The sequence below is a fragment of the Pseudomonas sp. GW822-FHT06B12 genome (assembly GCF_058799675.1).
Genome location: NZ_JBXALR010000004.1, coordinates 35552 through 61834, shown reverse-complemented (window position 1 = coordinate 61834; position 26283 = coordinate 35552). Strand labels below are relative to the sequence as shown.

Sequence of the window (26283 nt, the reverse complement as noted above, 5' to 3'; positions counted from 1 at the left end):
TGCGGCAGCTCCTACAGGGGAACACCAACCCCGCGTAGCAGCTGCCGCAGGCTGCGATCTTTTTGCGTGATTCCCCCCAGAGAGCTTTTCCTTGGCCCATCCCGCCCAACGCCGTTGGTATCCGCTGGTTTTCGTCGTTGCCGCTCTGGTGCTGTTGCCACTGAGCGTGTTGCTGCTGTCGTGGCAAACCGTCGATCTGCAGATCTGGTCGCACCTGTGGGACACCCAGATGCCGCGCCTGCTGGGCAACACCCTGACGCTGATCCTCGGCGTCGGAGTAGGCGTCACGCTGTTGGGCGTGAGCCTGGCGTGGCTGACCAGCCTCTGCGAGTTCCCCGGGCGACGCTGGCTGGACTGGGCGCTGATGCTGCCGTTTGCGATCCCGGCCTATGTGCTGGCGTTCGTTTTTGTTGGGCTGCTGGATTTCTCAGGCCCCGTGCAAACCCTGCTGCGTGAAGGGTTCGGCAGCGGTTTGCGGCTGCCGCGTGTGCGCTCCACCGGTGGGGTGATTCTGGTGTTGGTGCTGGTGTTTTATCCCTACGTCTACCTGCTGGCGCGCAGCGCATTTCTGGCTCAGGGCAAAGGTCTGATGGAGGCTGCGCGAGTGCTCGGCCAATCGCCGTGGCAAGCATTCTGGCGCGTGGCGTTGCCGATGGCGCGGCCGGCGATAGGTGCCGGAGTGGCCTTGGCGTTGATGGAGACGCTGGCGGATTTCGGTGCGGTATCGGTGTTCAATTTCGACACTTTCACCACGGCGATCTACAAGACCTGGTACGGCTTCTTCAGCCTGTCGAGCGCCGCACAACTGGCCAGCCTGTTACTGCTGGTGGTGATGTTGCTGCTTTACGGCGAACGCCGTGCGCGCGGCGCCAGCCGGGCGAGTAACGAACGTCCCAGGGGCAAGGCGCTCTATCACCTGCGCGGGTTCAAGGCCGTGGCGGCCACCGGTTGGTGCGGGCTGGTGTTTGCCTGCGCGTTTGTCATTCCCTTGCTGCAACTGGTGGCGTGGTTCTGGCAGCGTGGGCGCTTCGATCTGGATGAGCGTTACGCCGGGCTAATCACGCATACGTTGTACCTGGGCGCCATGGCCGCGCTGATCACCGTCAGCGTCGCGTTGCTATTGGCGTTTGCCCGGCGCCTGGCGCCGACGCGGGCGATTCGCTCCGGGGTCAGCCTGGCCAATATCGGCTACGCCTTGCCGGGCTCGGTGCTGGCGGTATCGATCATGCTGGCGTTCAGTTATCTGGACCGCGAACTGGTGGTGCCGCTGTCGGGCTGGCTCGGTGGTGCAGGCAAACCGTTGCTGTTGGGCAGCCTGTCGGCGTTATTGCTGGCGTATCTGGTGCGCTTTATCGCGGTGGCCTACGGGCCGTTGGAAAGCAGTCTGGCGCGGATCCGTCCGTCGTTGCCGGAAGCTGCACGCTGTTTGGGTGTCAGTGGGCCACGACTGTTTTTCAAAGTGTATCTGCCGCTGTTGCTTCCCGGCACGTTGAGCGCGGCGTTATTGGTGTTCGTCGATGTGCTCAAGGAAATGCCCGCGACCTTGCTGATGCGCCCGTTTGGCTGGGACACGCTGGCGGTGCGGATCTTCGAAATGACCAGCGAAGGCGAGTGGGCGCGGGCGTCATTGCCGGCGCTGACGCTGATACTGGTGGGCCTGTTGCCGGTCATTGGCTTGATCAGACGTTCGGCACATCGAAACGGCTAGGTGTCAGTCCTACACCTTGCGGCTACAATGCGCGGCATTCGGTGCGGTTCGTCCTTCAGACCAGGTTGCTGAAATTGGCTGGAAGCCTTCTATTTCAAGGCTTTCAACCACGCAGCGCCTGTCCGTACCTTCGCCACGCCCGGAAGGAGAAACCCATGGGACAGCGTACGCCTCTGTATGACCTTCATCTCGCACTTGGCGCGAAGATGGTCGATTTTGGCGGTTGGGATATGCCACTGCATTACGGCTCGCAGGTCGAGGAACACCATCAGGTGCGCCGCGACTGTGGGGTTTTCGATGTATCCCATATGACCGTAATCGATGTCAGCGGCCCTCAGGCCAAGGCCTGGCTCCAGCATTTGCTGGCCAATGATGTCGACCGTCTGCACAGCGTCGGCCGTGCCTTGTACAGCACCATGCTCAATGAACGGGGCGGGGTGGTCGACGATATGATCGTCTATCGCCTGGAAGACGCTTACCGCCTGGTGGTGAACGCCGCCACCTGTGATCAGGACATGGCCTGGATGCAGGCCCAGCTCGGCGCCTATCAGGTGCAACTGCACGAGCGCAGCGAGTTGGCGATGCTGGCGATTCAAGGTCCGCAAGCGCGGCAAAAGATCGCCGAACTGGTGACCCAGTCCCGTGGCACGTTGATCCAGCAACTCAAACCGTTCGAAGGACACTGTGACGGCGACTGGTTTATCGCCCGTACCGGTTATACCGGCGAAGACGGTCTGGAGATTGCCTTGCCGGCCGATCAGGCACCGGGATTCTTCAACGATCTGATCGGTGCGGGTATATCGCCCATCGGTCTCGGCGCCCGCGACACGCTGCGCCTTGAGGCCGGAATGAACCTTTACGGTCAGGACATTCATCAGGATGTCTCACCGCTGGCGTCCAATATGGCCTGGAGCATTGCCTGGGAACCGGCCACTCGTCAGTTCATCGGCCGCGTAGCACTGGAGGCCGAACGGGCCGCCGGCGTGAAGCACAAACTGGTCGGTCTGGTGCTCGAAGAACGTGGGGTTTTACGCGCCCATCAGGTGGTTCGCATCGCTGATGTTGGCGAAGGGGAGATCACCAGTGGTAGTTTCTCTCCTACGCTTAGCAAATCGATTGCCCTGGCGCGGGTGCCGATGGCGACCTCCGACCGGGCAGAAGTGGAAATTCGTGGCAAGTGGTACCCGGTTCGGGTGGTCAAACCGACCTTCGTGCGTCACGGCAAAACCCTGATCTAACATTTTCTGGCGGGCCAACACCGCTGACATTTCTTCTTGAGGACACAGAACATGAGCGAAATCCCTGTAGACCTGCGTTTTGCCGAAAGTCACGAATGGGCCCGTCTGGACGAAGACGGTGGTGTAAAAGTGGGGATTTCAGACCATGCTCAGGAAGCCTTGGGTGATGTGGTGTTCGTCGAATTGCCGGAAATCGGCAAAGTCTTCGCTGCTGGTGAAGCTGCGGGCGTAGTCGAGTCGGTCAAGGCTGCTTCGGATATCTACTCGCCGGTCTCCGGTACAGTCATTGCCGTTAACGAAGAGTTGGCCAACAGCCCGGAACTGGTCAACAGCGCGCCATACGACAGCTGGTTCTTCAAACTCGAGCCAACGGATACCGCTGAACTGGACAAGTTGCTCGATCCGACGGGCTACAAGAACGCCATCGGCGAGTAATGCTCGCCCCGTAGGAGCTGCCGCAGGCTGCGATCTTTGTTCAGACGATCAAAAGATCAAAAGATCGCAGGCTCCGCCAGCTCCTACAAAAGCGGGAAAACGCCGCGTTTCCCTTATCGGGGGCGCGGCGTTTTTTATTCAATGCTTAATGGCTGGTTGCACGGGCGGCTAATGCGGCCTTTGCTACAGCCATGTTTACCCTGAAGTGAAGTGCTGTCACTTGCTCTAGTGTCAGGCTCATTGCAGGAGCGCCCGGAACCCAGAGACCATTGTTGGTGTAAGTGACTGTTTGGGGCGCGCCGTCAATTACCGTTACGTTGCAAGCGTTGGATACGTTGTCAGGGATTAACGAGCCCGTCACTTGATTCGTGCCGAACCATAACTGAAACTCGTTGTTTGGCGTGATGATGCTTGTGCCGATGTTCATGCTATTTGAGCAATTAACCCAAATGTTACGACCTTGGGAGTCCAGTAATACTGCACGAGGATTACCCAGCAATTGATTGATGATTGAAATTGTGTTTGGGGTGCCTCCACTGTTTGCGGGGCTGAATACACCATATCTATCCAGGGTCGTCATTTGCCCGGTACGGATAGGCAAATTTTTTCCTCCCGAGGTGAAGGTGATGTCTCCTTCTGGTAGTTGGGTATTTGTAAAGTTAACCATGTAGGAGGCGTTTGCAATGTCGAAGACGTTATTATATTGATAGGCGGATTGGTTTGCGGTGGGAAATGGGGGCTCTGAACGCCAGATGACGGTGAAGGTTTCGTTTACTTTTTTTGCCAGATAGAGACTGTAGTTGTTGTTTTTTTGTGCGATCAATTGCTGCTCTTCAATATAAACGATAATCTGCTGATTACTCATGGCTGGTCTCCCATTCATCCGGCAGGTGACTGATGACGGAGTTCCGAATCCACCTGGCCCGATTTGACTACGGCCTCGATACCCTCAATAAAAAACCCTGTAGATCCTCGATATACAGGGTTTTTATTGGCCTAAAAAACGCCGGCGTTTCGCAGACGATGCTTGATCAGCCCGCTTGCTACGCAGTTTCTTTGATCCCGACCCTGGCGTGAAGTGCCTCGACTTGTTTGACGCTCAGGCGGTTGGCGGGTTCGCCAGGCACCCAGATACCGGCGTTGGTATAGGTGATGATCACCGTTTGTCCATCGACCAGGGATTGCGTTGTCGAGTTGGACAGGTTTTCGGCAATTAATGTGCCTGTTTCCTGACGATTGCCGAACCATAGTTGATATTCATTTTTGGGTGTCAGCGTTGCGGTGCCAATGTTCATGCCGCTCTGACGGTTGACCCAGATATATTTTCCTTTGGAATCCAGCAATATTTCATGCGGATTGGCTTGCAACATATTGCTGATTAAAATATCCGATGGCTTGGCATCATTCGCAGGAGGTGAAAATACACCGTTGGCATCCAGGATAGTTGACTGGCCTGTGCTGATTGCCCGGTTTTTCCCGCCGGAGGTGAAGGTGACATTACCGGTTGTTACAGGGTCATTTGTATAGTTGACCATGAAGGACGGAGTTGTAATATCAAACGTGTTTTGGTACTGATAACTTGGGCTTCCGACGGTGGCTACGGGGCCTTTCGATTGCCAAATAACAGTGAACTCATTGTTTACCTTTTTGGCTAGATAAAGGCTGTAATTGTTATTTTTTTGTGCGATCAACTGCTGTTCTTCGATGTATATAATTATTTGTTGGCTGCTCATTTTTTGAACTCCATTTCGAATAGATTGAAGAATATGTTGTGTGTAACTGTGTAGTGGAGTTTTGTCGCCGCTGCCCAGTCCTCAACAAACATAGCATGCAGATTTTTGGCCTATAGATTCATTGGCTATTGCTGGATTTTATATATTGCGATTGATTTTTTCAAAAAGGGAGGGCGTTGATTAATGCAAGGTTATCACCTGTTTGCGCAGGCTGTTGGAGAGGGGGCTGTAGAAGGCTTTATTTTTGGCGCAAAGTGCTGAGTAAGTAACGCTCTATATATAACTATCCGTAACTGCACTTATTGCTGAAATAAAAAACGCCCACTGCAGTGCATTGGGCGTTTTGAGTGTTGCAAGTGTCAGCCTGTTCAAAGGCTGGACAGGTGACTCAGGCGTTTTGCAATACAGCTTTCACCGCCGCCACTGAACGCTCGACATCGCTTTTGCTCATGGCGGTGAACATCGGCAGCGAGACGATCAGGCGACCGACACGTTCGGACACCGGGAACATGCCTTCCTTGAAACCGCGTTCGCGGTAAAGGCTCAGCAGGTGGATAGGCGGGTAGTGGTAGCCGATGCCGACGCCCAGTTCCTGCATTTGCTCCATGAAGGTCGCGCGGGCCGGTTTGCCGTCCTTGCGCTCTGGCAGCACCAGTTGGAACAGGTGCCAGTTGCTGTTGGTGAAGTCTGCCGGTGGCAGCTGTGCACCGTACTTGGCCTCGAAATCGCTGCCGAAACAGGCGAAGTAATGCTTGGCCAGTTCGCGGCGGTGAGCGGTGATGGCGTCAATGTGCGCGAATTGGCCCAGACCAATGGCCGCTGCCACGTCGGTCATGTTGAATTTGCCACCCAGCACGTCGACGTCCAGGCCGTCGAAGCCTGTGCGGGTCACGCCTTGCAGGCGATATTTCTCGGCCAGCCGCACTTCTTCAGCGTTGTTCAACACCAGGCAGCCACCCTCCGAGGAGGTGACGTTCTTGTTCGCCTGGAAGCTGAACGACACGAAATCGCCTGTAGCGCCGATGCGCTGACCATTCCAGCTCGAACCCAGCGCCTGGGCGGCGTCTTCGACAATCCGCAGGCCATGTTTCTTGGCGATCGCGTACAGGCGGCTCATGTCCACCGGCAAACCGGCGAGGTACACCGGGATGATTGCCTTGGTGCGCGGGGTAATGGCCGCTTCGAGCTGGTCCAGGTCGATGTTGCGGGTGATCGGGTCGATGTCGGCGAACACCGGGGTGGCGCCCACTTCGAGAATCACGTTGGCCGTGGCGACCCAGGAAATCGGCGTGGTGATGACTTCGTCACCAGCACCGATCCCGGCGATGCGCAGGGCGATCTCCATGGTGCAGGTCCCGGAGTTGAACGTGCGCACCGGGCGGCCGCCAAAAAACTCCGAGAGCTGGGCTTCGAACGCCTGAACCTTGGGCCCGCTGGTGATCCAGCCGGAGCGCAAGACATCGCCGACAGAGGCAATTGTGGCTTCATCGATAGTAGGTTTGGAAAATGGCAGAAAAGGCAATTGGCTCATGTCGATCAGTGCACCCGATTGGCTGACGGTAGTTATATGCGCTGCACATGATGAGCCTGATTGAGCAAAGACGCCATGCCGTCCGCGCAGGGGAGCTATGCTGCTTTGATCGAGTTGCATCGACGCTGAGCGCCATTCAAGAGAGAGCCCGTCATGTCCCAGTTGCCATCCTTGAGTCAGTTACGAGACCCGAATGCCTTCCTGCGGCGCCACTTGGGGCCGGACACCGCCGAGCAGCAGGCGATGCTCGACAGCCTCGGGCTCGGCAGCCGTGTCGAGCTGATCGAGCAGACGGTGCCGCCGGGAATTCGCCTCAACCGCGCACTGGACTTGCCGCCGGCGCTCGATGAAGAGGCCGCGCTGGCAAAACTGCGCGGCTATGCCGAACAGAATCAGGTCTGGACCAGCCTGATCGGCATGGGTTACCACGGCACCCTTCTGCCCGCGGTGATCTTGCGCAATGTGCTGGAAAATCCCGGCTGGTACACCGCTTACACCCCGTATCAGCCGGAGATTGCTCAGGGCCGACTCGAAGCGCTGCTCAATTTCCAGCAATTGACCATCGACCTTACGGGCCTGGAACTGGCCAACGCCTCGTTGCTCGACGAAGCCACGGCTGCGGCCGAAGCCATGGCGCTGGCCAAGCGTGTCGCGAAGTCGAAAAGCAATCTGTTCTTCGTCGACGAAAACTGCCACCCGCAAACCATTTCCGTGGTGCAGACCCGCGCCGAGGGTTTTGGCTTCGAGCTGATCGTCGACGCTGTGGATAACTTGAAACAGCATCAGGTATTTGGCGCACTGCTGCAGTACCCCGATACCCACGGTGAGATCCGCGACCTGCGCCCGCTGATTGACCACTTGCACGCGCAACAGGCGCTGGCCTGCGTTGCGACGGATCTGCTGAGCCTGTTGTTGCTGACGCCGCCGGGTGAGCAGGGCGCTGATGTGGTGTTTGGATCGTCCCAGCGCTTTGGCGTGCCGATGGGTTATGGCGGCCCTCACGCAGCGTTCTTCGCCAGCCGCGATGAATACAAACGGGCGATTCCCGGGCGGATCATCGGTGTGTCGAAAGATGCTCGCGGCAACGTCGCGCTGCGCATGGCCCTGCAAACCCGCGAGCAACACATCCGCCGCGAGAAGGCCAACTCGAACATCTGTACGGCCCAGGTATTGCTGGCCAACATTGCCAGTTTTTACGCGGTCTACCATGGCCCGCAGGGGCTCAAACGGATTGCTCAACGAGTGCATCGGCTGACCTGCATCCTCGCTGCCGGGCTTGAGCGCAACGGCATTGCCCGGCTCAACCAGCACTTCTTCGACACCCTGACCCTGGAGGTTGGCGGCAGTCAGACTGCAATCATGGAAAGCGCCAAAGCCGCACAGATCAACCTGCGGATTCTCGGGCGCGGGCAGCTCGGATTGAGTCTCGACGAGAGCTGCGATGAAGGCACCGTGGCGAAGTTGTTCGATGTGTTCCTCGGTGCCGATCATGGGCTGGATGTTGCCGGACTGGATGGCGAAGCGCTGATCCCGGGCATTCCCGATGGCTTGTTGCGGGCCACGCCGTATCTGCGCCACCCGGTGTTCAACGCCCACCACAGCGAAACCGAGATGCTGCGCTACCTCAAGCAACTGGAGAACAAGGACCTGGCGCTCAACCAGTCGATGATCCCGTTGGGCTCCTGCACCATGAAACTCAACGCCAGCAGCGAAATGATCCCGATCACCTGGCCAGCATTCGCCAATCTGCACCCGTTTGCACCGAAGGAGCAGGCAGTGGGCTATTCGCTGATGATCAGCGAACTGGAGAGCTGGCTCTGCGAGATCACTGGTTTTGATGCGATCTGCATGCAACCCAACTCCGGCGCCCAAGGTGAATACGCCGGGTTGCTGGCGATCCGCAAATACCACGAAAGCCGTCAGCAAGGCGCGCGCGACATCTGTCTGATTCCCGCGTCGGCCCATGGCACCAACCCGGCCTCGGCGCAGATGGCCGGGATGCGGGTGGTGATCGTCGACTGCGACGATGCCGGTAACGTCGACCTCGATGACCTGAAAGCCAAAGCGACGGCTGCCGGCGACAAACTCTCCTGCCTGATGGCCACTTACCCTTCGACTCATGGGGTGTACGAGGAAGGCATCAGCGAAATCTGCGAAGTTATCCACAGTCATGGCGGCCAGGTGTACATGGACGGTGCCAACCTCAATGCGCAGGTCGGGCTGGCCCGGCCGGCGGATATCGGCGCTGATGTTTCCCATATGAACCTGCACAAGACCTTCTGCATTCCCCATGGCGGAGGCGGGCCGGGGATGGGGCCGATTGGCGTGCGGGCGCACTTGGCGCCGTTCGTGGCCAATCACCCGGTGGTGCCGATCGACGGACCTGATCCACACAATGGTGCGGTCAGCGCGGCGCCTTGGGGCAGTGCGAGCATTTTGCCGATCAGCTGGATGTACATCGCGATGATGGGGCCGCAACTGGCCGATGCCAGCGAAGTGGCGATTCTCTCGGCCAACTACCTGGCGAAACACTTGTCCGGTGCCTTCCCGGTGCTCTACACCGGGCGCAACGAGCGGGTGGCGCACGAATGCATCCTCGACCTGCGCCCGCTCAAGGCGCAGACCGGTATCAGCGAAGAGGACGTCGCCAAGCGGCTGATGGATTACGGTTTCCATGCGCCGACCATGTCTTTCCCGGTGCCGGGAACGTTGATGGTCGAGCCTACCGAAAGCGAGTCCAAGGCTGAGCTGGATCGCTTTATCAGCGCGATGCTGAGTATTCGCGCAGAAATTGCCGAGGTGCAGAATGGCAATTGGTCTGCCGAGGACAACCCGCTGAAACGCTCGCCTCATACCTTGGCGGATATTATCGGCGTCTGGGATCGGTCCTACAGCATTGAGCAAGCGGTGACCCCGGATATGCACACCAGGCTGCATAAATATTGGCCGGCGGTGAATCGCGTGGACAACGTTTACGGAGATCGCAACCTGTTCTGTGCCTGCGTGCCGGTGGATGAATACCGCTGAAACGCACGGGTTTGATGAGGCGCAAATCAAATGTGGGAGCGAGCCTGCTCGCGATGGGGTCATAACATTCAACATTTATGCTGACTGTTACACCGTCATCGCGAGCAGGCTCGCTCCCACAATGGATCGCATTTTTACAGCAACAAAATTATTCCGGGGCGACCGCGTTCTTGGCCAAAATTGCGTTGGCCAACTCCATGTCGGTAGCCTTCAAACCTGGGTTGTCCGCACGGACTTTCTGCATTGCAGATTCCAGGTACGGACCGCGGATATTGCCGTCACTGGCTACGAAACTGCTGGCGTCGTCCTGAGCGGCAACGACCAGCTTGTGATCCCTGGAGGTCAGGTAGGTGGACGCGGTGGTCGCACCTGAGGAAATAACTTCTTGCAAGATGCCATCATGATCATGATCACGAGCCATTGCTGAACCTACAGACAGGGACAGCAAGGCAAGCGTAGCGGCAGCAAGTTTAAAACGCATTGTGGGTGACTCCAGTGGGATTTCTGGCAGGTTGGATTGCCAATACCCCAAACGAGTTCCGTAGCGTTCATCGGCGTGTTCGACCAGGATAACCCCCCCTATTTCTGCTCACTCTGCGGCGTCACTCGCAGCACCTCTTCAATCGTCGTCAGCCCCGCCGCCACTTTTTGCGCACCCGACAGCCGCAGGCTGCGCATGCCTTCCTTGAATGCCTGGCGACGGACTGCGAGCAGGTCGGTGTCGGGGTTGATCAAGGCTTTGACGCCGTCGGTCATTTGCATGATTTCATAGACCCCGGCACGTCCGCGATAACCGGTGTCGCGGCATTCCAGGCAGCCAATGGCGCGTTGGGCGTTGCTTGGCAGCGGTGCTTGCCAGGGGCGGGTCAAGGTTTGCCAGTCGTCTTCGCCCAAGGTCAGCGGCGCCTTGCAATGCGGGCATAACGTGCGGACCAGCCGTTGCGCCATGACCCCCAGCACAGTGGCTTTGATCAGGTAATGCGGTACGCCGAGTTCCAGTAAGCGGCTGATGGCGCTTGGCGCGTCGTTGGTGTGCAGGGTCGACAGCACCAGGTGTCCAGTGAGTGCTGCCTGAATGGCCATTTCGGCGGTTTCGAGGTCGCGGATCTCGCCGATCATGATGATGTCCGGATCCTGTCGCATCAGTGCACGCACGCCGCTGGCAAAGGTCAGGTCGATGTTGTGCTGGACCTGCATCTGATTGAATGCCGGCTCGACCATCTCGATCGGGTCTTCGATGGTGCAGAGGTTGATCTCTGGCGTCGCGAGTTTTTTCAGCGTGGTGTAGAGCGTGGTGGTCTTGCCCGAACCGGTCGGCCCGGTAACCAGAATGATGCCGTTGGGTTGACGAGTCATGTCCTGCCAGCGGCGCAGATCATCGGCAGAAAATCCGAGCTGGTCGAAGTCCTTGAGCAGCACTTCCGGATCGAAGATCCGCATGACCATTTTTTCGCCGAACGCAGTCGGTAGCGTCGACAGCCGCAACTCCACTTCGCCGCCATCCGGAGTCTTGGTCTTGACCCGGCCATCCTGGGGTTTGCGTTTTTCCGCGACGTTCATTCGCCCCAGGCTTTTCAGGCGACTGACAATCGCCATGGTCACCTGCGGTGGAAATTGATAGACGTTGTGCAATACGCCGTCGATGCGAAAGCGCACGGTGCCTTGCTCGCGTCGCGGTTCGATGTGGATATCACTGGCGCGCTGCTGGAAGGCGTACTGGAACAGCCAGTCGACGATGTTGACGATGTGCGCATCGTTGGCATCCGGCTCCTGATCGCTGGCGCCGAGGTTGAGCAGTTGTTCGAAGTTGCCCAGGGTGTTCATCTGCTGATCGGTGTTGGTCGCGCCACTGACCGATTTGGCCAGGCGGAAGAACTCCACACTGAAGCGCTGGATGTCTGCCGGGTTGGCCACTACCCGTTTGATCGGCAGCTGTAGAACGTGGGTCAGGTCAGCTTCCCAGCTGCGCACATAAGGCTGCGCACTGGCGACGGTGACGGCGTCGCGGTCGATCGATACGGCGAGGATCTTGTGGCGCTGGGCAAAGGCGTAGGACATCAGCGGGGTGATTTGCGCGACGTTTATTTTCAGCGGGTCGATGCGCAAATAAGGCTGACCGGCCTGCTGCGAGAGCCACAGGGTCAGGCTTTCCAGATCCAGGCGTTTGCCGGGGCGGCTGAGGTCGTCGAGGTGTTGGCTGGCGAGGAACTCCAGCGGGTGCAACTGGCTGTTGCTGGTATTACGGCGGGTGGTCAGCGCGTGCTCGGCCGAGTCCTGGCTGATGAAGCCTTGGGCGACCAGTTCGCGCAGCAGGTCATTGAGATCCAGCCAGCGATCCTGAGTGGCGAGTTGAACGGACATCCGGGCTCCTTATGGAAACGATCCTGCAACGAGCGGTTTAGACAGGTGCGTCTCTGACCACAGATGCCAAGAATAGTCCCCACAAGGGCCGACCGTTTGGCCGTTGCCCGATTGATCGTTGCGAGTTTTTGCAGTGGTGCTTCAGCCGGTGGCCTGTGCAGGCCGAACCCGTTGCGAATCAGCCGTTTGCAGTTCCACCGAGCACACGCTGATCAGGTTACGTAATTTTTCCGCGATGACCTGGGCGCGGTGCCAGCTCAGGGCGTCCATGACGATATCGATCGACAGCAGGTCGTCCTGGCGCAGTACGTTGACGTGCTGCGGCACCAGAAACTGCAACGCAAACAGATTCAGCGTCCGGCACAACACGTCCGGTTCGGCTTCGGCCAGCAGTTGGTAGTGCACGCGGCAATGGGCATTGCTGACGTTCCACACATCGGTGCGGGTGGGGGTGTTGCTGACGGCTTCGAGCGGGGGCATGGTCGGTCTCCAAATCACTGGAGAAATTTTTACATTTGGTGCCGGGTATTTCTTATCTATGATGGGGGTAATTGGCAATAAATCGAATTGTTTAATTCTAAATTGATGTCTATACGGGTTTTTCTATGCATAGCGAACTTGACGCATATGACCGACGGATTCTGGCGCTGCTGCAAGAGGACGCCTCGCTTTCCAGTGCGCAGATTGCCGAGCAGGTCGGGTTATCGCAGTCGCCGTGCTGGCGGCGCATTCAGCGGATGAAGGAGGAGGGCGTGATTCGCGGGCAGGTGACCTTGCTCGATCGCAAGAAAATCGGCCTCAACACGCAGATCTTCGCCGAGATCAAACTCAACGCCCACGGGCGTTCGAACTTCACCGAGTTCACCGAGGCGATTCGCGGTTTTCCGGAAGTGCTGGAGTGTTATGTGCTGATGGGCGCGGTGGATTTTTTGTTGCGAATCGTCACGGCAGACATCGAAGCCTATGAGCGCTTCTTCTTCGAGAAGCTATCGATGGTGCCGGGGATTCAGGAGGTCAACTCGATCGTGGCCTTGTCGGAAATCAAGTCCACGACGAGTTTGCCGGTCTTGCGGGGGTAGGGTTTTGCAGTGAATGCGCGGGCCTCATCGCGAGCAAGCTCGCTCCCACACTGGATTTCGGTCGTACGCAAAATTTGTGTTCACTGAAGACCAAATGTGGGAGCGAGCTTGCTCGCGATGGCGATATTACATACGCAGCAACATCTTCCACGCGCGGTTCTGATACACCGCAATCGCCTGCTGCTTGCGTGCATCCAGCACTTCGTCGGTGATCGGCTCGTTGGCCAGTTGCGCGAGTTTGTTCAGCTCACCGTACAGACGATCCATTTCCGGGATCTCCAGCACGTTGCGGGCATGGTGCAGCCAGGCCTGGATGCGTTCGATACGCGGCAGTTGCTCGGCCAGGTCTTCGGGCTGTTGCTGATAACGCTGCAACTGCAGGGACGTAGCTTCTTCACCCAGCAGGCGCGGCAGCCAGCTGCCCAGTTGCGCAGCGCCCTGGCGATTGCCACGGGTGTTGCGATCGGCAGCCCAGGTACGGGCCAGCAACCAGCGCGAAGTGTTCAGGGAGAACAGGCCCCAGCGCGGGTCTTGCAGTTCTTCGAGGAATTGCTCCGGCGCGGCTTTACGCACGTCTTCGTCGTCCAGACCGGCTTGTACCAGCGGGCGCCAGTCTTCGAGCAAGGCATCCAGTGCAAGACGCAGATCGTGAGTCGACTGACGTGGTGCGGCTTGACCCAGGCTGCTGAGCAGCGCGCGCAATTCAGCCAGGTTTTCGACCCAGTCCTGCAACAGGCGCCAGTGGCCGTTGAAACGGTATTGTTCGGCCAGACGCTGGCTGCTGCCCAGCAAGTGCCAGCTCAGTGCGGCGAAAGCGTCGTCCAGCGGCGTTTCGGCGGTGATCTGCGGTGCCGGCAGGCTCAACGAGTAGCTGTTGGCGTCGAACAAGCGGTAGCCGCGCTCGGCCTTGCTTATGTCGCACGGCATCAGTGCGAGGGTCGCGGCCAGCTCGGCGGCCAGTTCCAGCAATGCCGCCGGCTCGCCTTCGCGCAGTTCCAGTTCCAGCTCGCAGATTTCTTCTTTCTGTTTGCCGGCAATCACGTGGCCCAGGTCCAGCGCGGCTTCGATGACCACTTTGGTCTTGCCACGGCCCCAGGCGATTTCCGCACGTTCGCGTACGAAATCAGTGGTGAAAATCGCCTTCAGGGTTTTCTTGTCCAGCTCGGCCAGCTCTTTGGGCCAGCATTCGCCGTCGAGTTTCTTCACGTCGAGCTTGGCTTTGGGCAGGTTCCAGTCGTATTCATGACGCTCGGACAGACCGGCGACGCTGTGGCCACGGGTCTTGAGCGTTTGAATCACTTCTTCGCCATCGCGGCGCAGGCGCAGGGCGACCTTGGCGCGGGCCAGGTCACGCTCTGGCGTGTCGAAGTACTGGTTCATCAACTCACGGCGTTCCCAGCCACTTTTGTTGCGTTTTTTCAGTAACGGGTGCTCGCGCAGGGCGGCGAGGGTTTCGCGGCTGACGCGGAGTTTGATTTCGGTTTCTTTCTGCATGGCCGGAAAATCCAGGATCGGGAGCGCAGCCGGGGGAATGTGTGGCTGCCAAGGCCGTGCAGTGTACAGCACTCACTAAACCTACGCGCCGCGACGGTTTATTCCTGTCGCCGGATGGATCTATCATGGACTTCAATTCGGGAGTTGGGAGTCAGCGATGCCTTTGCCGTCCATGAAAGAACAGTTCGCTGCGCTGATCGCCGCACCGTCCGTCAGCTGTACCCAACCCAACCTCGATCAATCCAATCGTGCGGTCATTGATCTGCTGGCGACCTGGCTCGGCGACCTGGGCTTTGCCTGCGAAATCCAGCAGGTCAGCCCCGGTAAATTCAACCTGCTCGCCAGTTTTGGCAGCGGCCCCGGCGGCCTGGTGCTGGCCGGGCACAGCGACACGGTGCCGTTCGACGGCGCCCTGTGGCAGACCGATCCGCTGAAACTGACCGAAGTCGACGGCCGTTGGGTCGGTCTCGGCAGTTGTGACATGAAGGGCTTCTTCGCCCTCGCCATCGAAGCCGTGCTGCCGCTGCTGGATAAACCGTTCAAGCAACCGCTGATGATTCTCGCCACCTGTGACGAAGAAAGCTCGATGTCCGGTGCTCGGGCCCTGGCTGCTGCCGGCCGGCCGTTGGGCAGGGCCGCGGTGATCGGTGAACCGACGGGGCTGAAGCCGATCCGTCTGCATAAAGGCGTGATGATGGAGCGCATCGACATTCTCGGTCAGAGCGGCCATTCGTCCGATCCGAGTCTGGGTCACAGTGCTCTGGAGGCCATGCATGATGCGATGGGCGAGTTACGTGGCTTGCGCCTGCAATGGCAGCGCGAGTTTCGCAATCCGCAGTTCAGCGTGCCGCAACCGACGTTGAATTTCGGCTGCATCCACGGTGGCGACAACCCGAACCGGATCTGTGGCCAGTGCTCGCTGGAGTTCGATCTGCGGCCCTTGCCGGGTATGGACCCGAACGCATTGCGTGCGGCGATCCGGCAGAAACTCGAACCGGTCGCCGAACTCCATCAGGTGAAGATCGACTACGCTCCGCTGTTCCCCGAAGTGCCTCCTTTCGAGCAGGCGGCGGACTCGGAGTTGGTGCGGGTTGCTGAAAAACTCACCGGCCACCTCGCCGAAGCAGTAGCGTTCGGCACTGAAGCGCCTTATCTTCAGCGTCTTGGCTGCGAGACGTTGGTGCTGGGCCCTGGCGATATCGCCTGCGCCCACCAACCGGGGGAATACCTTGAAATGTCACGTTTGCAGCCTACCGTGCATCTATTGCGTCAACTGATCGAACATTATTGCCTGACCCCGGCGCAAAACTCACAGATCTTGTAGGAGCAGCCTTCGGCAGCTCCTACAGGGGGTTCGCAGTTAAATTGCCGGTGTTTAACCCGTATTCATGAGGAGAGCGCGCGTGTCGCCAAGCCTGTTCCGACGATAACCATCAGCCCGCTGTGCGTATTGCTTCGTCCTTTTTATCGGCTGCTATTTATTACAGGCGCAGGTGTTATGCCCGAATACGTTAATTGGCTTCGTCACGCTTCCCCTTACATCAACGCTCACCGTGATTGCACCTTCGTCGTCATGCTGCCCGGCGACGGCGTCGAGCACCCGAACTTCGGCAATATCGTCCACGACCTGGTGCTGCTGCACAGCCTGGGTGTGCGGTTGGTATTGGTTCACGGTTCGCGTCCACAAATTGAAACCCGCCTCGCCGCGCGGGGCCTGACCCCGCATTACCACCACGGGATGCGCATCACCGATGCAGCGACCCTGGAGTGCGTGATCGACGCGGTGGGCCAACTGCGCATCGCCATCGAGGCGCGCTTGTCGATGGACATGGCGTCCTCGCCGATGCAGGGCTCGCGTTTGCGGGTGGCCAGCGGCAACCTGGTGACCGCACGGCCGATCGGTGTGCTCGAAGGCGTCGACTATCACCACACCGGCGAAGTGCGTCGGGTTGACCGCAAGGGTATCAACCGTCTGCTGGACGAGCGCTCCATCGTGCTGCTCTCGCCGCTGGGCTACTCGCCGACCGGGGAAATTTTCAACCTGGCATGCGAAGACGTCGCCACCCGCGCCGCCATCGATCTGGGCGCCGACAAGCTGCTGCTGTTCGGCGCGGACCTGGGGCTGATTGACGAGAACGGCCGTTTGGTCCGCGAACTGCGCCCGCAACAGGTGCCTGCGCACTTGCAGCGTCTGGGCGCCAACTATCAGGCAGAGTTGCTGGATGCGGCGGCCGAAGCCTGCCGTGGCGGCGTCGGCCGTAGCCATATTGTCAGTTACGCCGAAGACGGCGCGCTGCTGACCGAGCTCTTCACCCGTGACGGTGGCGGTACGCTGGTAGCCCAAGAGCAATTCGAAGTGGTGCGCGAAGCGGCTATCGAAGACGTCGGTGGTTTGCTGGACCTGATCAGCCCGCTGGAAGAGCAGGGGATTCTGGTGCGTCGTTCGCGCGAAGTGCTGGAGCGCGAAATCGAGCAGTTCAGCGTGGTCGAGCGTGAAGGGATGATCATCGCCTGTGCGGCGCTGTATCAGATTGCCGACTCGGATGCCGGGGAGCTGGCCTGTCTGGCGGTGAATCCGGAATACCGCCATGGCGGCCGTGGTGACGAACTACTGGAACGGATCGAGTCCCGGGCCCGTGCTCAAGGGCTCAACACCCTGTTTGTCCTCACCACCCGCACTGCGCACTGGTTCCGCGAGCGTGGCTTTGTGCCAAGCAGCGTCGAGCGCCTCCCGTCGGCCCGGGCCTCGCTGTACAACTATCAGCGTAATTCGAAGATCTTCGAAAAGACTCTGTAACCTTAGGCGCCTAGACTTCGCCCCGGGCACTGACAGATCGCCAGCTGCGCCTGCTCATGCAGGGCGTGCGCCGATCAGTTCTGCCGTTTTTGCTGCCCGTTACGGTGTTCACCGGACGGGCGGTAAAAAAAATTATAACGGTATACAAACTGTAACAATTTGACGGGAAGATGCACGTTTCGCCATGATGGCGTCGCTTATTTGATCGTGATTGACGTATGAAGAATACGTCAGCTCGAATGGAACTAAAGAAGCGTCTGTAAATACCATTTAGGAATTAGCTCATAGGCCGATACCCCAGGATCCGGTTCGGTTGAGGTGTGCTGAGCTATATTCCCGAATCGTATGAAAAATGAATAAACAGTTCTTTTTGGGTTTATGAGGAAGTCATTAACCTGAACGGACCAAACACTGCGATTAGACCAAAGTCGTAGACGCGACTGCTTACGATTGACTTATCGGTCACGGTCTTGCGCTAATCGCGCATCGATGGGAACCGGGGCGCCAGATCCTGGACCAAAGTGCACAAAAAATTAGAAACGTAGAGGAGCGAAACATGAATAAGTCCACCTTGGCCCTGGCTGTGGCCGTAGGGGTTTTGGCGCAGCAGGCAAGCGCCGCCGGTTTCATCGAAGACAGTAAGGCGACCTTGGGTCTGCGTACTTTCTACATCAACACCGATAACCGCGACTCCGACACCAAAGCCGCAAAAGCCCCAAGCAAGATTGAAGAGACTGGGCAAGGCTTCCAGCTCAACTTCACCTCGGGCTTCACCCAAGGTACTGTCGGCTTCGGTGTTGATGCCATTGGTCAGTACGGCGTGAAACTGGATTCCAGCCCGGCCAAAGCCGGCAACCCGACTGGCAGCGCTTCAGGCGGCACCGTGTTCCCGACTCAGGGCTCCGACCACGGCGCCGTCAACGACTTCGCCAGCCTGGGCCTGACCGGCAAGGTCAAGGTTTCGCAGACCGTGCTGAAAGTCGGCACCCTGCAGCCTAATAACCCGGTCATCAAGTACAACGATGGTCGTATGCTGGCGCAAACCTTCACCGGTGGCGAGCTGGTCTCGAACGAGATCAAGGACCTGACCCTGACTGCCGGCGAGATCAATGAGGCCAAAGGCCGTAACTCCAGCAACGACGCAGGCCTGTCCATCGCCGGTGCCAACAAAGGCTCCAACTACGACACAGGCAAGTTCAGCAATAAGTTCTACTACGCTGGCGCTGACTACAAAATTACCAAGGACCTGACCGCCTCGTACTACTACGGCGAGCTGAAGGACTTCTACTCGCAGAACTTCCTGGGTCTGGTGCACAACTGGTCCATCGGTCCTGGCGTGCTGAAAAGTGACCTGCGCTACTACCGTAGCCGCGACAACGGTTCCAACGGCAACGACAAGAACTTCTTCACCACCGGCTACTACCCGGACAACACTCCCCTGGCTAACACTACCAGTGGCAAGGTCGACAACAACCTGTACAGCTACCTGGCTTTGTACTCGGTTGAAGGTCACACCTTCGGTGCTGGTTACCAGTACAGCAACGGCGAAAGCGATTTCCCGTGGCTGAACCAGGGTGACGGTTCGTCCAACAGCACCATCACTGACATGCAGATCCAGAAGTTCGCCCGTGCCGGCGAACGTACCTGGCAAGCTCGCTACGCCTATGACTTCGCTAAAGTCGGTGTTCCAGGCCTGACCGCCGGTATCATCTACCTGCGCGGCAACAACATCGACACCGCTGGTAAAGTCGGCAGCACTCAGACTCTGACTGGCGGCTACGGCGGCACCGAGTGGGAACGTGACCTGACCCTGGCTTACGTGGTTCCACAAGGCCCGCTGAAGAACCTGGGCGTGGCGTGGAAAAACGCTATGTGGCGCAACGACATCCCAGGTCAGCGCGACCAGGATGAAAACCGCCTGATCGTCAGCTACTCGATCCCGCTGTTGTAATACCCAGGCGTTTACAAGCCTGTATAAAAAGCCCCGCTCGGCGTAAGCCTGGCGGGGCTTTTGCGTTTCAAGTCGGGCCCACCCCCGCAGACCCTCCTTCATTTCCCTCTTTGCAGCAACTCAAGGCCTTCTCGAACCTTGGTTCCAAGACTGGTCTTCGTTGACGTATGCGTCCAGTGAACAGATCTTTAATATTCCTTTGCGATCTAAATAAATCGATATTTATTCTTTTTAATAAGTTACGACACTAGGCACAGTAGGCTCATCACGCACTCACCAGGAGCAGCACCATGAGCCTCAGACTGGGCGACATTGCCCCCGATTTCGAACAGGATTCCAGCGCCGGCACCATCCGTTTTCACGAGTGGCTGGGCGATAGCTGGGGCGTGCTGTTTTCCCATCCGGCAGACTTCACGCCGGTGTGCACCACGGAGCTGGGCTTTACCGCCAGGCTCAAGGATGAATTTGCCAAGCGCGGCGTCAGGGCCATCGCGCTGTCGGTCGACCCGGTGGATTCGCACCACAAGTGGATCGAAGACATCAACGAAACCCAGAACACCGTCGTCAACTTCCCGATACTCGCCGACGCCGATCGCAAGGTCTCCGACCTCTATGACCTGATCCACCCGAACGCCAACGACACCCTGACCGTGCGTTCGCTGTTCGTGATCGATCCGAACAAGAAGGTTCGCCTGACCATCACTTACCCGGCCAGCACCGGACGCAACTTCCACGAGATCCTGCGGGTGATCGATTCGTTGCAACTCACCGACAACTACAAAGTGGCCACCCCGGCCAACTGGCAGGACGGTGATGAAGTGGTGATCGTGCCATCGTTGAAGGATGAAGACGAAATCAGCAAACGTTTCCCTAAAGGCTACCGCGCAGTGAAACCGTACCTGCGTCTGACGCCACAGCCTAATAAATAAGGTCCGGATTGTTCGGTGGTACTGAAATCCAATCGCGAGCAAGCTCGCTCCCACAGGTGTACGCATTCCACTGTGGGAGCGAGCTTGCTCGCGATAGCGATCTGCCAGGCGCAACAGCTTCAAGGGTATCCAAAATGCAGGGGGTTTCAGGCCGTTTCGACGGCCTTTTTTTCGTCTGGAGAGTGCTTTTTCGTATATGCATTTAAAGAATAAACACATAAATAAATATGATTTATGGATATATAAATCAGCTGTTAAGGTCTGTCCATCGTCGCGAGATCGCACACTGCGAATCGCCTAGAAAGTTTAAGGAATTACCGCATGCTGGTCGTCTCACTCGGAGGAAGTCCCAGCCAACGCTCCCGCTCCGGGGTGCTGCTGGATCGCTCCCAACGCTGGTTGCAGCAACAAGGAGTCGAAGTGGTGAGTTATCAGGTACGGGACTTCCCGGCTGAAGACTTGCTGCACGCACGTTTTGATAGCCCGAAGGTAGTCGACCTGCTGCAACAGATTGAAAACGCCGACGGCCTGCTGATTGCTACACCGGTCTACAAGGCGTCGTTTTCCGGCGCACTGAAAACCGTACTGGATCTGCTGCCTGAACGTGCCCTGAGCCACAAGGTTGTATTGCCGATGGCCACTGGCGGCAGTATCGCCCACATGCTGGCCGTGGATTACGCGCTCAAGCCGGTGCTGTCGGCGCTGAAAGCCCAGGAAATGCTTCACGGGATTTTCGCCGAAGACAGCCAGATCGCTTACGGCGAAGGCAGTGCCCAGGCGCAGTTGGCGCCACAGTTGGAGCAGCGTTTGTTTGAGGCACTGGAGCAGTTCTTCAGCGCCATGGCCCGACGTCCAAAGCCCCTTGATCCACGTCTGTTGAATGAACGTTTGTTGAGTGCTCGCTGGAGCATTTAAAGCATTTATTTTTTTAGTTTGAAAAGTCGCCGAGCGAAGATCAGGCAAGGCAAAAGTTAGCGAGTAAGCGGAGTTGACGTTAGTCAATGAGCATTCCGAGCTGACTTTTAACGCAGCATGATCGAGCGCAGGCACTTTTCAGACAAAAAACTCGCCTTACTCGCCCGCTAACGGGTAAGCAGGTGCAGCCAAAACCCAACAGCAAAAAGGAGAGCGCTATGCGCACTGTCATTTTGCGTCGTGGTCTGGTCGCTCTGTTTGCTGCGGCTGTGTCCTTCGGCGTTATTACTCAAGCTCAAGCGGCCGAGACCTTGCGAATCGGCTATCAAAAGTACGGCACTCTGGTACTGCTCAAAGCCCGCGGCACACTGGAAAAACGCCTCGCCGCCCAAGGCGTCGATGTGCAATGGACTGAATTTCCCGGCGGCCCGCAGTTGCTTGAAGGACTGAACGTCGGCTCGATCGATTTTGGCGTGACCGGCGAAACCCCGCCGGTCTTCGCGCAGGCGGCCGGTGCCGATCTGCTCTACGTCGCCTATGAACCGCCAGCGCCACACAGCGAGGCGATCCTGGTACCGAAAGACTCGGCGATCAAATCGGTGCAGGACCTCAAGGGCAGGAAAGTCGTCCTCAACAAAGGCTCCAACGTGCACTACCTGCTGGTGCGCGCCCTGGAAGACGCCGGTCTCAAATACACCGACATTCAAACCGTATTCCTGCCGCCGGCCGATGCCCGCGCCGCGTTCGAACGTGGCAGCGTCGATGCCTGGGTGATCTGGGACCCATACCAGGCCGCCGCCGAACAGCAACTGCAAGCGCGCACCCTGCGTGACGGCAGCGGCATCGTCGACAACCATCAGTTCTATCTGGCGACCAAGCCTTACGCCGAAAAACATCCGGCCGTGATCAAGGCGCTGGTGGAAGAAGTCCGCGCCATCGGCGAATGGTCCAAAGCCAACCCTGTCGAGGTGACCCAACAAGTCTCGCCGCTGCTCGGTTTGCCGGCAGACATCACCCTGACCTCGGTGAAACGCCAGGGCTACGGCGCGCATTTCCTCACCCCGGAAGTGGTCGCGACCCAACAGAAAATCGCCGACAGCTTCTATCAGCTCAAATTGATTCCGAAACCCCTGAGCATCAAAGACGTGATCTGGACGCCACCGGCAGCCGTTGCCACCGCGCCGTAATTCGACTTCCCAAGGAGACCACTCCATGAGCCTCAATATTTTCTGGTTCCTGCCTACCCACGGCGACGGCCATTACCTTGGCACCGCCGAAGGTGCTCGCGCCGTCGATCACGGTTATTTGCAGCAAGTCGCCCAAGCGGCGGATCGTCTGGGGTTCGGCGGGGTGCTGATTCCCACCGGACGCTCCTGCGAAGACTCGTGGCTGGTGGCCGCGTCGCTGATCCCGGTCACCCAGCGTTTGAAGTTTCTGGTCGCGTTGCGCCCCGGGATCATTTCCCCGACGGTGGCCGCGCGTCAGGCCGCGACCCTGGATCGGTTGTCCGGTGGGCGTGCGCTGTTCAACCTGGTAACGGGCGGCGATCCGGAAGAGCTGGCCGGCGATGGATTGTTCCTGAGTCACGAAGAGCGCTACCAGGCCTCGGTGGAATTCACCCGGATCTGGCGTCGGGTGCTGGAAGGCGAGACGGTCGATTACGACGGTCAGCACATCAGCGTGAAGGGCGCGAAATTGCTCTACCCGCCGATTCAGCAACCGCGTCCGCCGCTGTACTTCGGTGGCTCCTCGGAAGCCGCTCAGGATCTGGCGGCCGAACAGGTCGAAATGGTCCTGACCTGGGGCGAGCCGCCGGCCGCGGTCGCCGAGAAGATCGAGCAAGTGCGAGCCAAAGCCGCGAAGCTCGGGCGCACTGTGCGCTTCGGCATTCGTTTGCATGTGATCGTCCGTGAAACCAACGTTGAAGCCTGGCAAGCGGCGGACCGATTGATCTCCCATCTGGACGACGAGACCATCGCCCGCGCTCAGGCTTCGTTGGCGCGCTTCGACTCGGTCGGCCAGCAGCGTATGGCCGCGCTGCACGGCGGCAGCCGCGACAACCTCGAAGTCAGCCCGAACCTCTGGGCCGGCGTCGGCCTGGTACGTGGCGGTGCTGGCACAGCGCTGGTCGGCGATGGTCCGACCGTAGCGGCGCGGGTCAAGGAATACGCAGACCTGGGCATCGATACCTTCATCTTTTCGGGCTACCCGCATCTGGAAGAGTCGTATCGGGTCGCGGAGCTGTTGTTCCCGCACCTCGACATCGAGCGGCCCGAGTTGCCGAAAAGCGCCGGTTACGTCAGCCCGTTTGGCGAAATGGTCGCCAACGACATTCTTCCCAAAGCCGCGTCCCAGAGCTGAGGCGCGCCATGAAAAGGGAAAAGCTTATCCACAGCCTCGCGCCTTGGGCCTTGCCGGTGCTGTTACTGGCGGTGTGGCAGTTGTCGGTGTCGGCGGGCTGGTTGTCGACGCGGATTCTGCCGGCACCGAGCGCGGTGATCGAGGCGGGCGTCAGCCTGGTGCGCAGCGGCGAAATCTGGAAACACCTGGCGATCAGTGGCTGGCGCGCCGGCATTGGTTTTGTGATTGGCGGCGGTATCGGTCTGGCATTGGGTTTCATCACCGGCCTGTCGAAGTGGGGTGAGCGTTTGCTCGACAGTTCGGTGCAGATGATCCGCAACGTGCCGCACCTGGCGCTGATTCCACTGGTGATCCTCTGGTTTGGCATCGATGAGTCGGCGAAGATTTTCCTGGTGGCGCTGGGCACGTTGTTCCCGATCTACCTCAACACCTACCACGGCATTCGCAACGTCGACCCGGCCTTGGTGGAAATGGCGCGCAGTTACGGTCTGTCCGGTTTCAGCCTGTTCCGTCAGGTGATTCTACCGGGCGCGCTGCCTTCGATTCTGGTGGGCGTGCGTTTTGCCCTGGGCTTCATGTGGCTGACCCTGATCGTCGCGGAAACCATCTCTGCCAGCTCCGGCATCGGCTACCTGGCGATGAATGCCCGGGAGTTCTTGCAAACGGATGTGGTGGTGCTGGCGATTGTTCTGTACGCGGTGCTCGGCAAATTGGCCGACCTCGCGGCGCGTGGTCTGGAGCGGGTCTGGTTGCGCTGGCATCCGGCCTATCAAGTGGCCAAGGGCGGTGCAGCATGACGGCCCAACAACCTCCACGCCTGCTGCGCGGAATTCCGCTGGCGGTGCGCAAACTGCAAAAAACCTTTGGCGCGCGGCAGGTGCTGCGCGAGATCGACCTGCACATTCCGGCCGGTCAGTTCGTCGCAGTGGTCGGTCGCAGCGGCTGCGGCAAAAGTACCTTGCTGCGTTTGCTGGCGGGCCTTGATCAACCCACGGCGGGCGAACTGTTGGCCGGCTCTGCGCTGCTCAGCGAGGCGCGCGAAGACACTCGGCTGATGTTTCAGGAAGCGCGTTTGCTGCCATGGAAAAAGGTCATCGACAACGTCGGCCTCGGGCTCAAGGGCCATTGGCGCCAACAGGCTTTGGATGCGCTGGACGCCGTGGGCCTGGCGGATCGTGCCGATGAATGGCCGGCGGCGTTGTCCGGCGGGCAAAAGCAGCGGGTGGCCTTGGCACGGGCGCTGATCCATCAGCCGCGCTTGCTGTTACTCGATGAGCCGCTGGGCGCACTGGATGCGTTGACCCGAATTGAAATGCAGCAACTGATCGAACGCCTCTGGCAACAGCACGGTTTCACCGTGTTGCTGGTGACCCACGACGTCAGCGAAGCGGTGGCGATTGCCGACCGGGTGTTGCTGATCGAAGAGGGCGAAATCGGCCTCGACCTGCACGTTGAACTGCCGCGCCCTCGGGTTCGTGGTTCACATCGACTGGCGGCGCTGGAAACCGAAGTACTCAACCGCGTGTTGTCACTGCCGGGCTCACCGCCCGAACCGGAACCTGTTTCACCCTTGCCCACGCAATTGCGCTGGGCTCACTGACGCAACGTTCTCCCAACGACAGGAATCAATCTCATGACTATCAAAGCCATCAACGTTCGCAACCAGTTCAAAGGCACCATCAAGGAAATCGTCGAAGGTGACGTGCTCTCGGAAATCGATGTTCAGACAGCGTCCGGCATCGTCACCTCGGTCATCACCACACGCTCGGTCAAAGAGCTGGAACTGGTGATTGGCAGCGAAGTGATCGCCTTCGTGAAGTCCACCGAGGTGTCGATCGCCAAGTTGTGAGTCGTGTGCAGCGAACAACCCCGAAGGGTGTGAGCCCTTCGGGGTTTTTGTGGTTTTTTCTCAGGGTATCGGCGGTGCGGCCATCGCGAGCAAGCTCGCTCCCACATTAGATCTTCAGCGAACACACAATTTGTATACGACGCAGATCCAATGTGGGAGCGAGCTTGCTCGCGATGAGGCCAGTGAGGCCAGCAAAGAAATCAGGCTGGAATAGCACGTTTTGGCAAATACGGCGGCAGATACAGTCCCAGATAAGCGTCGAACACCCGCATGCCTTCTTCGGCCATGCGTGGGGTGATCTGTCCATGCTGTTGCACCGAGCGGGCATAGACCCGGTCACCCAATTCCATTGCTAGGGCAAACACATCGACATCCTTGGGCAGCGCTGGCAGTTCGAAATGCTGATCGAAGAGTTTGTGCATCAGGTCACCGAGTTCGATGTCGTGCTGGCGGTCGGCCTGGGTGACTTCGGTCAGGCCGTGTTGAGCGAGGATCAGCTGGCGCGCGGCGGCGTCTTCGCTGTAGATGGCGAGCATGCGTTGCTCGACCAGTCGTGACAGATCACGCCAGCCCTTGAGCGAGTCGACTTCGATCGGTTCTTGCAGGCACGCGCGGAAGGCGCTGTGGACGTCGGCGGTCAGGGCTTCGAGCAGGGCCGGGACGCTGGCGAAGAAGTGGTAGACCGATGACGGCGGGATCTCGGCGCGTTCGGCGACGCTGTAGATCGACAGGCTGGCCACACCCTCGGCGGCAAGCAGCGTGCGGGCGGCGTCGAGTATCGAGTCGATCCGGGCCTGGCTGCGTGCGCGGGGTTTGCGAAGGGGGGCGGGGCGCGTCATTGGAGTCTCCTGCAGGGCAGCGGGCATTGTACGAGC

At 58.8% G+C, this 26283-nt stretch carries 23 protein-coding genes; 15 read left to right on the top strand and 8 right to left on the bottom strand.

Going from position 1 to position 26283, the window contains the following annotated elements; all coding sequences use genetic code 11:
- Positions 1-91: 91 nt before the first annotated feature.
- The 3 genes from AC1RKH_RS10280 to gcvH all read left to right on the top strand — a co-directional run bounded on the left by AC1RKH_RS10280 (position 92) and on the right by gcvH (position 3381).
- A complete protein-coding gene (locus AC1RKH_RS10280; protein ID WP_493062597.1) occupies positions 92-1708 on the top strand; it encodes an ABC transporter permease in 1617 nt (538 codons plus the stop codon).
- A gap of 155 nt (positions 1709-1863) precedes the next feature.
- Complete coding sequence (gene gcvT / locus AC1RKH_RS10275; protein ID WP_493062596.1) at positions 1864-2946, top strand: glycine cleavage system aminomethyltransferase GcvT; 1083 nt, start codon at positions 1864-1866, stop codon at positions 2944-2946.
- A 51-nt stretch (positions 2947-2997) separates the two neighbouring features.
- Positions 2998-3381: a glycine cleavage system protein GcvH gene (gene gcvH / locus AC1RKH_RS10270; RefSeq protein ID WP_493062595.1), complete on the top strand. Its 384-nt coding sequence runs from the start codon at positions 2998-3000 to the stop codon at positions 3379-3381.
- 145 nt (positions 3382-3526) lie between these two features.
- Here the strand turns inward: gcvH and AC1RKH_RS10265 are convergent, their stop codons facing one another.
- From AC1RKH_RS10265 to AC1RKH_RS10255, 3 genes are all read right to left on the bottom strand, one after another.
- A complete protein-coding gene (locus AC1RKH_RS10265; protein WP_493062594.1) occupies positions 3527-4246 on the bottom strand; it encodes a hypothetical protein in 720 nt (239 codons plus the stop codon).
- Between the two features lie 178 nt (positions 4247-4424).
- Positions 4425-5114: a hypothetical protein gene (locus AC1RKH_RS10260; protein WP_493062593.1), complete on the bottom strand. Its 690-nt coding sequence runs from the start codon at positions 5112-5114 to the stop codon at positions 4425-4427.
- Positions 5115-5502: 388 nt separating this feature from the next.
- Complete coding sequence (locus AC1RKH_RS10255; RefSeq protein WP_123426260.1) at positions 5503-6645, bottom strand: DegT/DnrJ/EryC1/StrS family aminotransferase; 1143 nt, start codon at positions 6643-6645, stop codon at positions 5503-5505.
- A 153-nt stretch (positions 6646-6798) separates the two neighbouring features.
- On the opposite strand from AC1RKH_RS10255, the gene gcvP reads away from it, so the two are divergent.
- Complete coding sequence (gene gcvP / locus AC1RKH_RS10250; RefSeq protein ID WP_493062592.1) at positions 6799-9672, top strand: aminomethyl-transferring glycine dehydrogenase; 2874 nt, start codon at positions 6799-6801, stop codon at positions 9670-9672.
- A 148-nt stretch (positions 9673-9820) separates the two neighbouring features.
- On the opposite strand, the gene AC1RKH_RS10245 is transcribed toward gcvP, so the two are convergent.
- The 3 genes from AC1RKH_RS10245 to AC1RKH_RS10235 all read right to left on the bottom strand — a co-directional run bounded on the left by AC1RKH_RS10245 (position 9821) and on the right by AC1RKH_RS10235 (position 12513).
- Positions 9821-10153: a DUF2388 domain-containing protein gene (locus AC1RKH_RS10245; protein ID WP_123426262.1), complete on the bottom strand. Its 333-nt coding sequence runs from the start codon at positions 10151-10153 to the stop codon at positions 9821-9823.
- A gap of 98 nt (positions 10154-10251) precedes the next feature.
- Entirely contained in the window at positions 10252-12033 is a 1782-nt protein-coding gene (gene tfpB / locus AC1RKH_RS10240) for a type IV pilus assembly ATPase TfpB (RefSeq protein ID WP_493062591.1), read from the bottom strand.
- A 141-nt stretch (positions 12034-12174) separates the two neighbouring features.
- Positions 12175-12513, bottom strand: coding sequence for an ACT-like domain-containing protein (locus AC1RKH_RS10235; protein ID WP_493062590.1), 339 nt, complete (start codon positions 12511-12513; stop codon positions 12175-12177).
- 125 nt (positions 12514-12638) lie between these two features.
- Here AC1RKH_RS10235 and AC1RKH_RS10230 point away from each other — a divergent pair, with 125 nt between their 5' ends.
- The gene (locus AC1RKH_RS10230; RefSeq protein WP_123426265.1) at positions 12639-13112 is read left to right on the top strand and encodes an Lrp/AsnC family transcriptional regulator; all 474 of its coding nucleotides are present in this window, start codon (positions 12639-12641) and stop codon (positions 13110-13112) included.
- 126 nt (positions 13113-13238) lie between these two features.
- Here AC1RKH_RS10230 and AC1RKH_RS10225 read toward each other — a convergent pair whose 3' ends face one another.
- Positions 13239-14606 (bottom strand): CYTH domain-containing protein, encoded by a 1368-nt coding sequence (locus AC1RKH_RS10225; protein ID WP_493062589.1) that lies wholly within the window; start codon positions 14604-14606, stop codon positions 13239-13241.
- A 157-nt stretch (positions 14607-14763) separates the two neighbouring features.
- On the opposite strand from AC1RKH_RS10225, the gene argE reads away from it, so the two are divergent.
- From argE to AC1RKH_RS10175, 10 genes are all read left to right on the top strand, one after another.
- Positions 14764-15930, top strand: coding sequence for an acetylornithine deacetylase (argE, locus tag AC1RKH_RS10220; protein WP_493062588.1), 1167 nt, complete (start codon positions 14764-14766; stop codon positions 15928-15930).
- Positions 15931-16104: 174 nt separating this feature from the next.
- Positions 16105-17403 carry an amino-acid N-acetyltransferase gene (gene argA, locus AC1RKH_RS10215; protein ID WP_493062587.1) on the top strand — a complete coding sequence of 433 codons (1299 nt, stop codon included), beginning with the start codon at positions 16105-16107 and terminating at the stop codon, positions 17401-17403.
- Positions 17404-17959: 556 nt separating this feature from the next.
- Positions 17960-19354 (top strand): OprD family porin, encoded by a 1395-nt coding sequence (locus tag AC1RKH_RS10210; protein WP_493062586.1) that lies wholly within the window; start codon positions 17960-17962, stop codon positions 19352-19354.
- A 290-nt stretch (positions 19355-19644) separates the two neighbouring features.
- Positions 19645-20283 (top strand): peroxiredoxin, encoded by a 639-nt coding sequence (locus tag AC1RKH_RS10205; protein ID WP_493062585.1) that lies wholly within the window; start codon positions 19645-19647, stop codon positions 20281-20283.
- A gap of 321 nt (positions 20284-20604) precedes the next feature.
- On the top strand, positions 20605-21198 hold the full coding sequence (gene ssuE, locus AC1RKH_RS10200; protein ID WP_493062584.1) for an NADPH-dependent FMN reductase: 594 nt from the start codon (positions 20605-20607) through the stop codon (positions 21196-21198).
- A gap of 218 nt (positions 21199-21416) precedes the next feature.
- On the top strand, positions 21417-22385 hold the full coding sequence (locus AC1RKH_RS10195; RefSeq protein WP_493062583.1) for a sulfonate ABC transporter substrate-binding protein: 969 nt from the start codon (positions 21417-21419) through the stop codon (positions 22383-22385).
- 25 nt (positions 22386-22410) lie between these two features.
- Positions 22411-23559 carry an FMNH2-dependent alkanesulfonate monooxygenase gene (gene ssuD, locus AC1RKH_RS10190; RefSeq protein ID WP_493062582.1) on the top strand — a complete coding sequence of 383 codons (1149 nt, stop codon included), beginning with the start codon at positions 22411-22413 and terminating at the stop codon, positions 23557-23559.
- A gap of 8 nt (positions 23560-23567) precedes the next feature.
- Entirely contained in the window at positions 23568-24356 is a 789-nt protein-coding gene (ssuC, locus tag AC1RKH_RS10185) for an aliphatic sulfonate ABC transporter permease SsuC (protein ID WP_123580989.1), read from the top strand.
- Positions 24353-25159 (top strand): aliphatic sulfonates ABC transporter ATP-binding protein, encoded by an 807-nt coding sequence (ssuB, locus tag AC1RKH_RS10180; protein ID WP_493062581.1) that lies wholly within the window; start codon positions 24353-24355, stop codon positions 25157-25159. Before ssuC ends, ssuB begins: the two co-directional genes overlap by 4 nt.
- 33 nt (positions 25160-25192) lie before the next feature.
- Positions 25193-25408 (top strand): TOBE domain-containing protein, encoded by a 216-nt coding sequence (locus tag AC1RKH_RS10175; RefSeq protein ID WP_003213899.1) that lies wholly within the window; start codon positions 25193-25195, stop codon positions 25406-25408.
- 200 nt (positions 25409-25608) lie between these two features.
- Here AC1RKH_RS10175 and AC1RKH_RS10170 read toward each other — a convergent pair whose 3' ends face one another.
- Positions 25609-26247: a TetR/AcrR family transcriptional regulator gene (locus AC1RKH_RS10170; RefSeq protein WP_123426277.1), complete on the bottom strand. Its 639-nt coding sequence runs from the start codon at positions 26245-26247 to the stop codon at positions 25609-25611.
- Positions 26248-26283 lie beyond the last annotated feature (36 nt).

What these genes read in the sequence shown, in the direction of transcription:
- argE (WP_493062588.1), top strand. Translation starts at nt 14,764, where the DNA reads ATGCCTTTGCCGTCCATGAAAGAACAGTTCGCTGCGCTGATCGCCGCA.
- AC1RKH_RS10245 (WP_123426262.1), bottom strand. Translation starts at nt 10,153, where the DNA reads ATGCGTTTTAAACTTGCTGCCGCTACGCTTGCCTTGCTGTCCCTGTCT.
- AC1RKH_RS10205 (WP_493062585.1), top strand. Translation starts at nt 19,645, where the DNA reads ATGAGCCTCAGACTGGGCGACATTGCCCCCGATTTCGAACAGGATTCC.
- ssuB (WP_493062581.1), top strand. Translation starts at nt 24,353, where the DNA reads ATGACGGCCCAACAACCTCCACGCCTGCTGCGCGGAATTCCGCTGGCG.
- AC1RKH_RS10195 (WP_493062583.1), top strand. Translation starts at nt 21,417, where the DNA reads ATGCGCACTGTCATTTTGCGTCGTGGTCTGGTCGCTCTGTTTGCTGCG.
- ssuD (WP_493062582.1), top strand. Translation starts at nt 22,411, where the DNA reads ATGAGCCTCAATATTTTCTGGTTCCTGCCTACCCACGGCGACGGCCAT.
- gcvT (WP_493062596.1), top strand. Translation starts at nt 1,864, where the DNA reads ATGGGACAGCGTACGCCTCTGTATGACCTTCATCTCGCACTTGGCGCG.
- AC1RKH_RS10225 (WP_493062589.1), bottom strand. Translation starts at nt 14,606, where the DNA reads ATGCAGAAAGAAACCGAAATCAAACTCCGCGTCAGCCGCGAAACCCTC.
- tfpB (WP_493062591.1), bottom strand. Translation starts at nt 12,033, where the DNA reads ATGTCCGTTCAACTCGCCACTCAGGATCGCTGGCTGGATCTCAATGAC.
- gcvP (WP_493062592.1), top strand. Translation starts at nt 6,799, where the DNA reads ATGTCCCAGTTGCCATCCTTGAGTCAGTTACGAGACCCGAATGCCTTC.
- argA (WP_493062587.1), top strand. Translation starts at nt 16,105, where the DNA reads ATGCCCGAATACGTTAATTGGCTTCGTCACGCTTCCCCTTACATCAAC.
- AC1RKH_RS10170 (WP_123426277.1), bottom strand. Translation starts at nt 26,247, where the DNA reads ATGACGCGCCCCGCCCCCCTTCGCAAACCCCGCGCACGCAGCCAGGCC.
- ssuE (WP_493062584.1), top strand. Translation starts at nt 20,605, where the DNA reads ATGCTGGTCGTCTCACTCGGAGGAAGTCCCAGCCAACGCTCCCGCTCC.
- AC1RKH_RS10230 (WP_123426265.1), top strand. Translation starts at nt 12,639, where the DNA reads ATGCATAGCGAACTTGACGCATATGACCGACGGATTCTGGCGCTGCTG.
- AC1RKH_RS10260 (WP_493062593.1), bottom strand. Translation starts at nt 5,114, where the DNA reads ATGAGCAGCCAACAAATAATTATATACATCGAAGAACAGCAGTTGATC.
- AC1RKH_RS10210 (WP_493062586.1), top strand. Translation starts at nt 17,960, where the DNA reads ATGAATAAGTCCACCTTGGCCCTGGCTGTGGCCGTAGGGGTTTTGGCG.
- ssuC (WP_123580989.1), top strand. Translation starts at nt 23,568, where the DNA reads ATGAAAAGGGAAAAGCTTATCCACAGCCTCGCGCCTTGGGCCTTGCCG.
- AC1RKH_RS10255 (WP_123426260.1), bottom strand. Translation starts at nt 6,645, where the DNA reads ATGAGCCAATTGCCTTTTCTGCCATTTTCCAAACCTACTATCGATGAA.
- AC1RKH_RS10175 (WP_003213899.1), top strand. Translation starts at nt 25,193, where the DNA reads ATGACTATCAAAGCCATCAACGTTCGCAACCAGTTCAAAGGCACCATC.
- gcvH (WP_493062595.1), top strand. Translation starts at nt 2,998, where the DNA reads ATGAGCGAAATCCCTGTAGACCTGCGTTTTGCCGAAAGTCACGAATGG.
- AC1RKH_RS10235 (WP_493062590.1), bottom strand. Translation starts at nt 12,513, where the DNA reads ATGCCCCCGCTCGAAGCCGTCAGCAACACCCCCACCCGCACCGATGTG.
- AC1RKH_RS10265 (WP_493062594.1), bottom strand. Translation starts at nt 4,246, where the DNA reads ATGAGTAATCAGCAGATTATCGTTTATATTGAAGAGCAGCAATTGATC.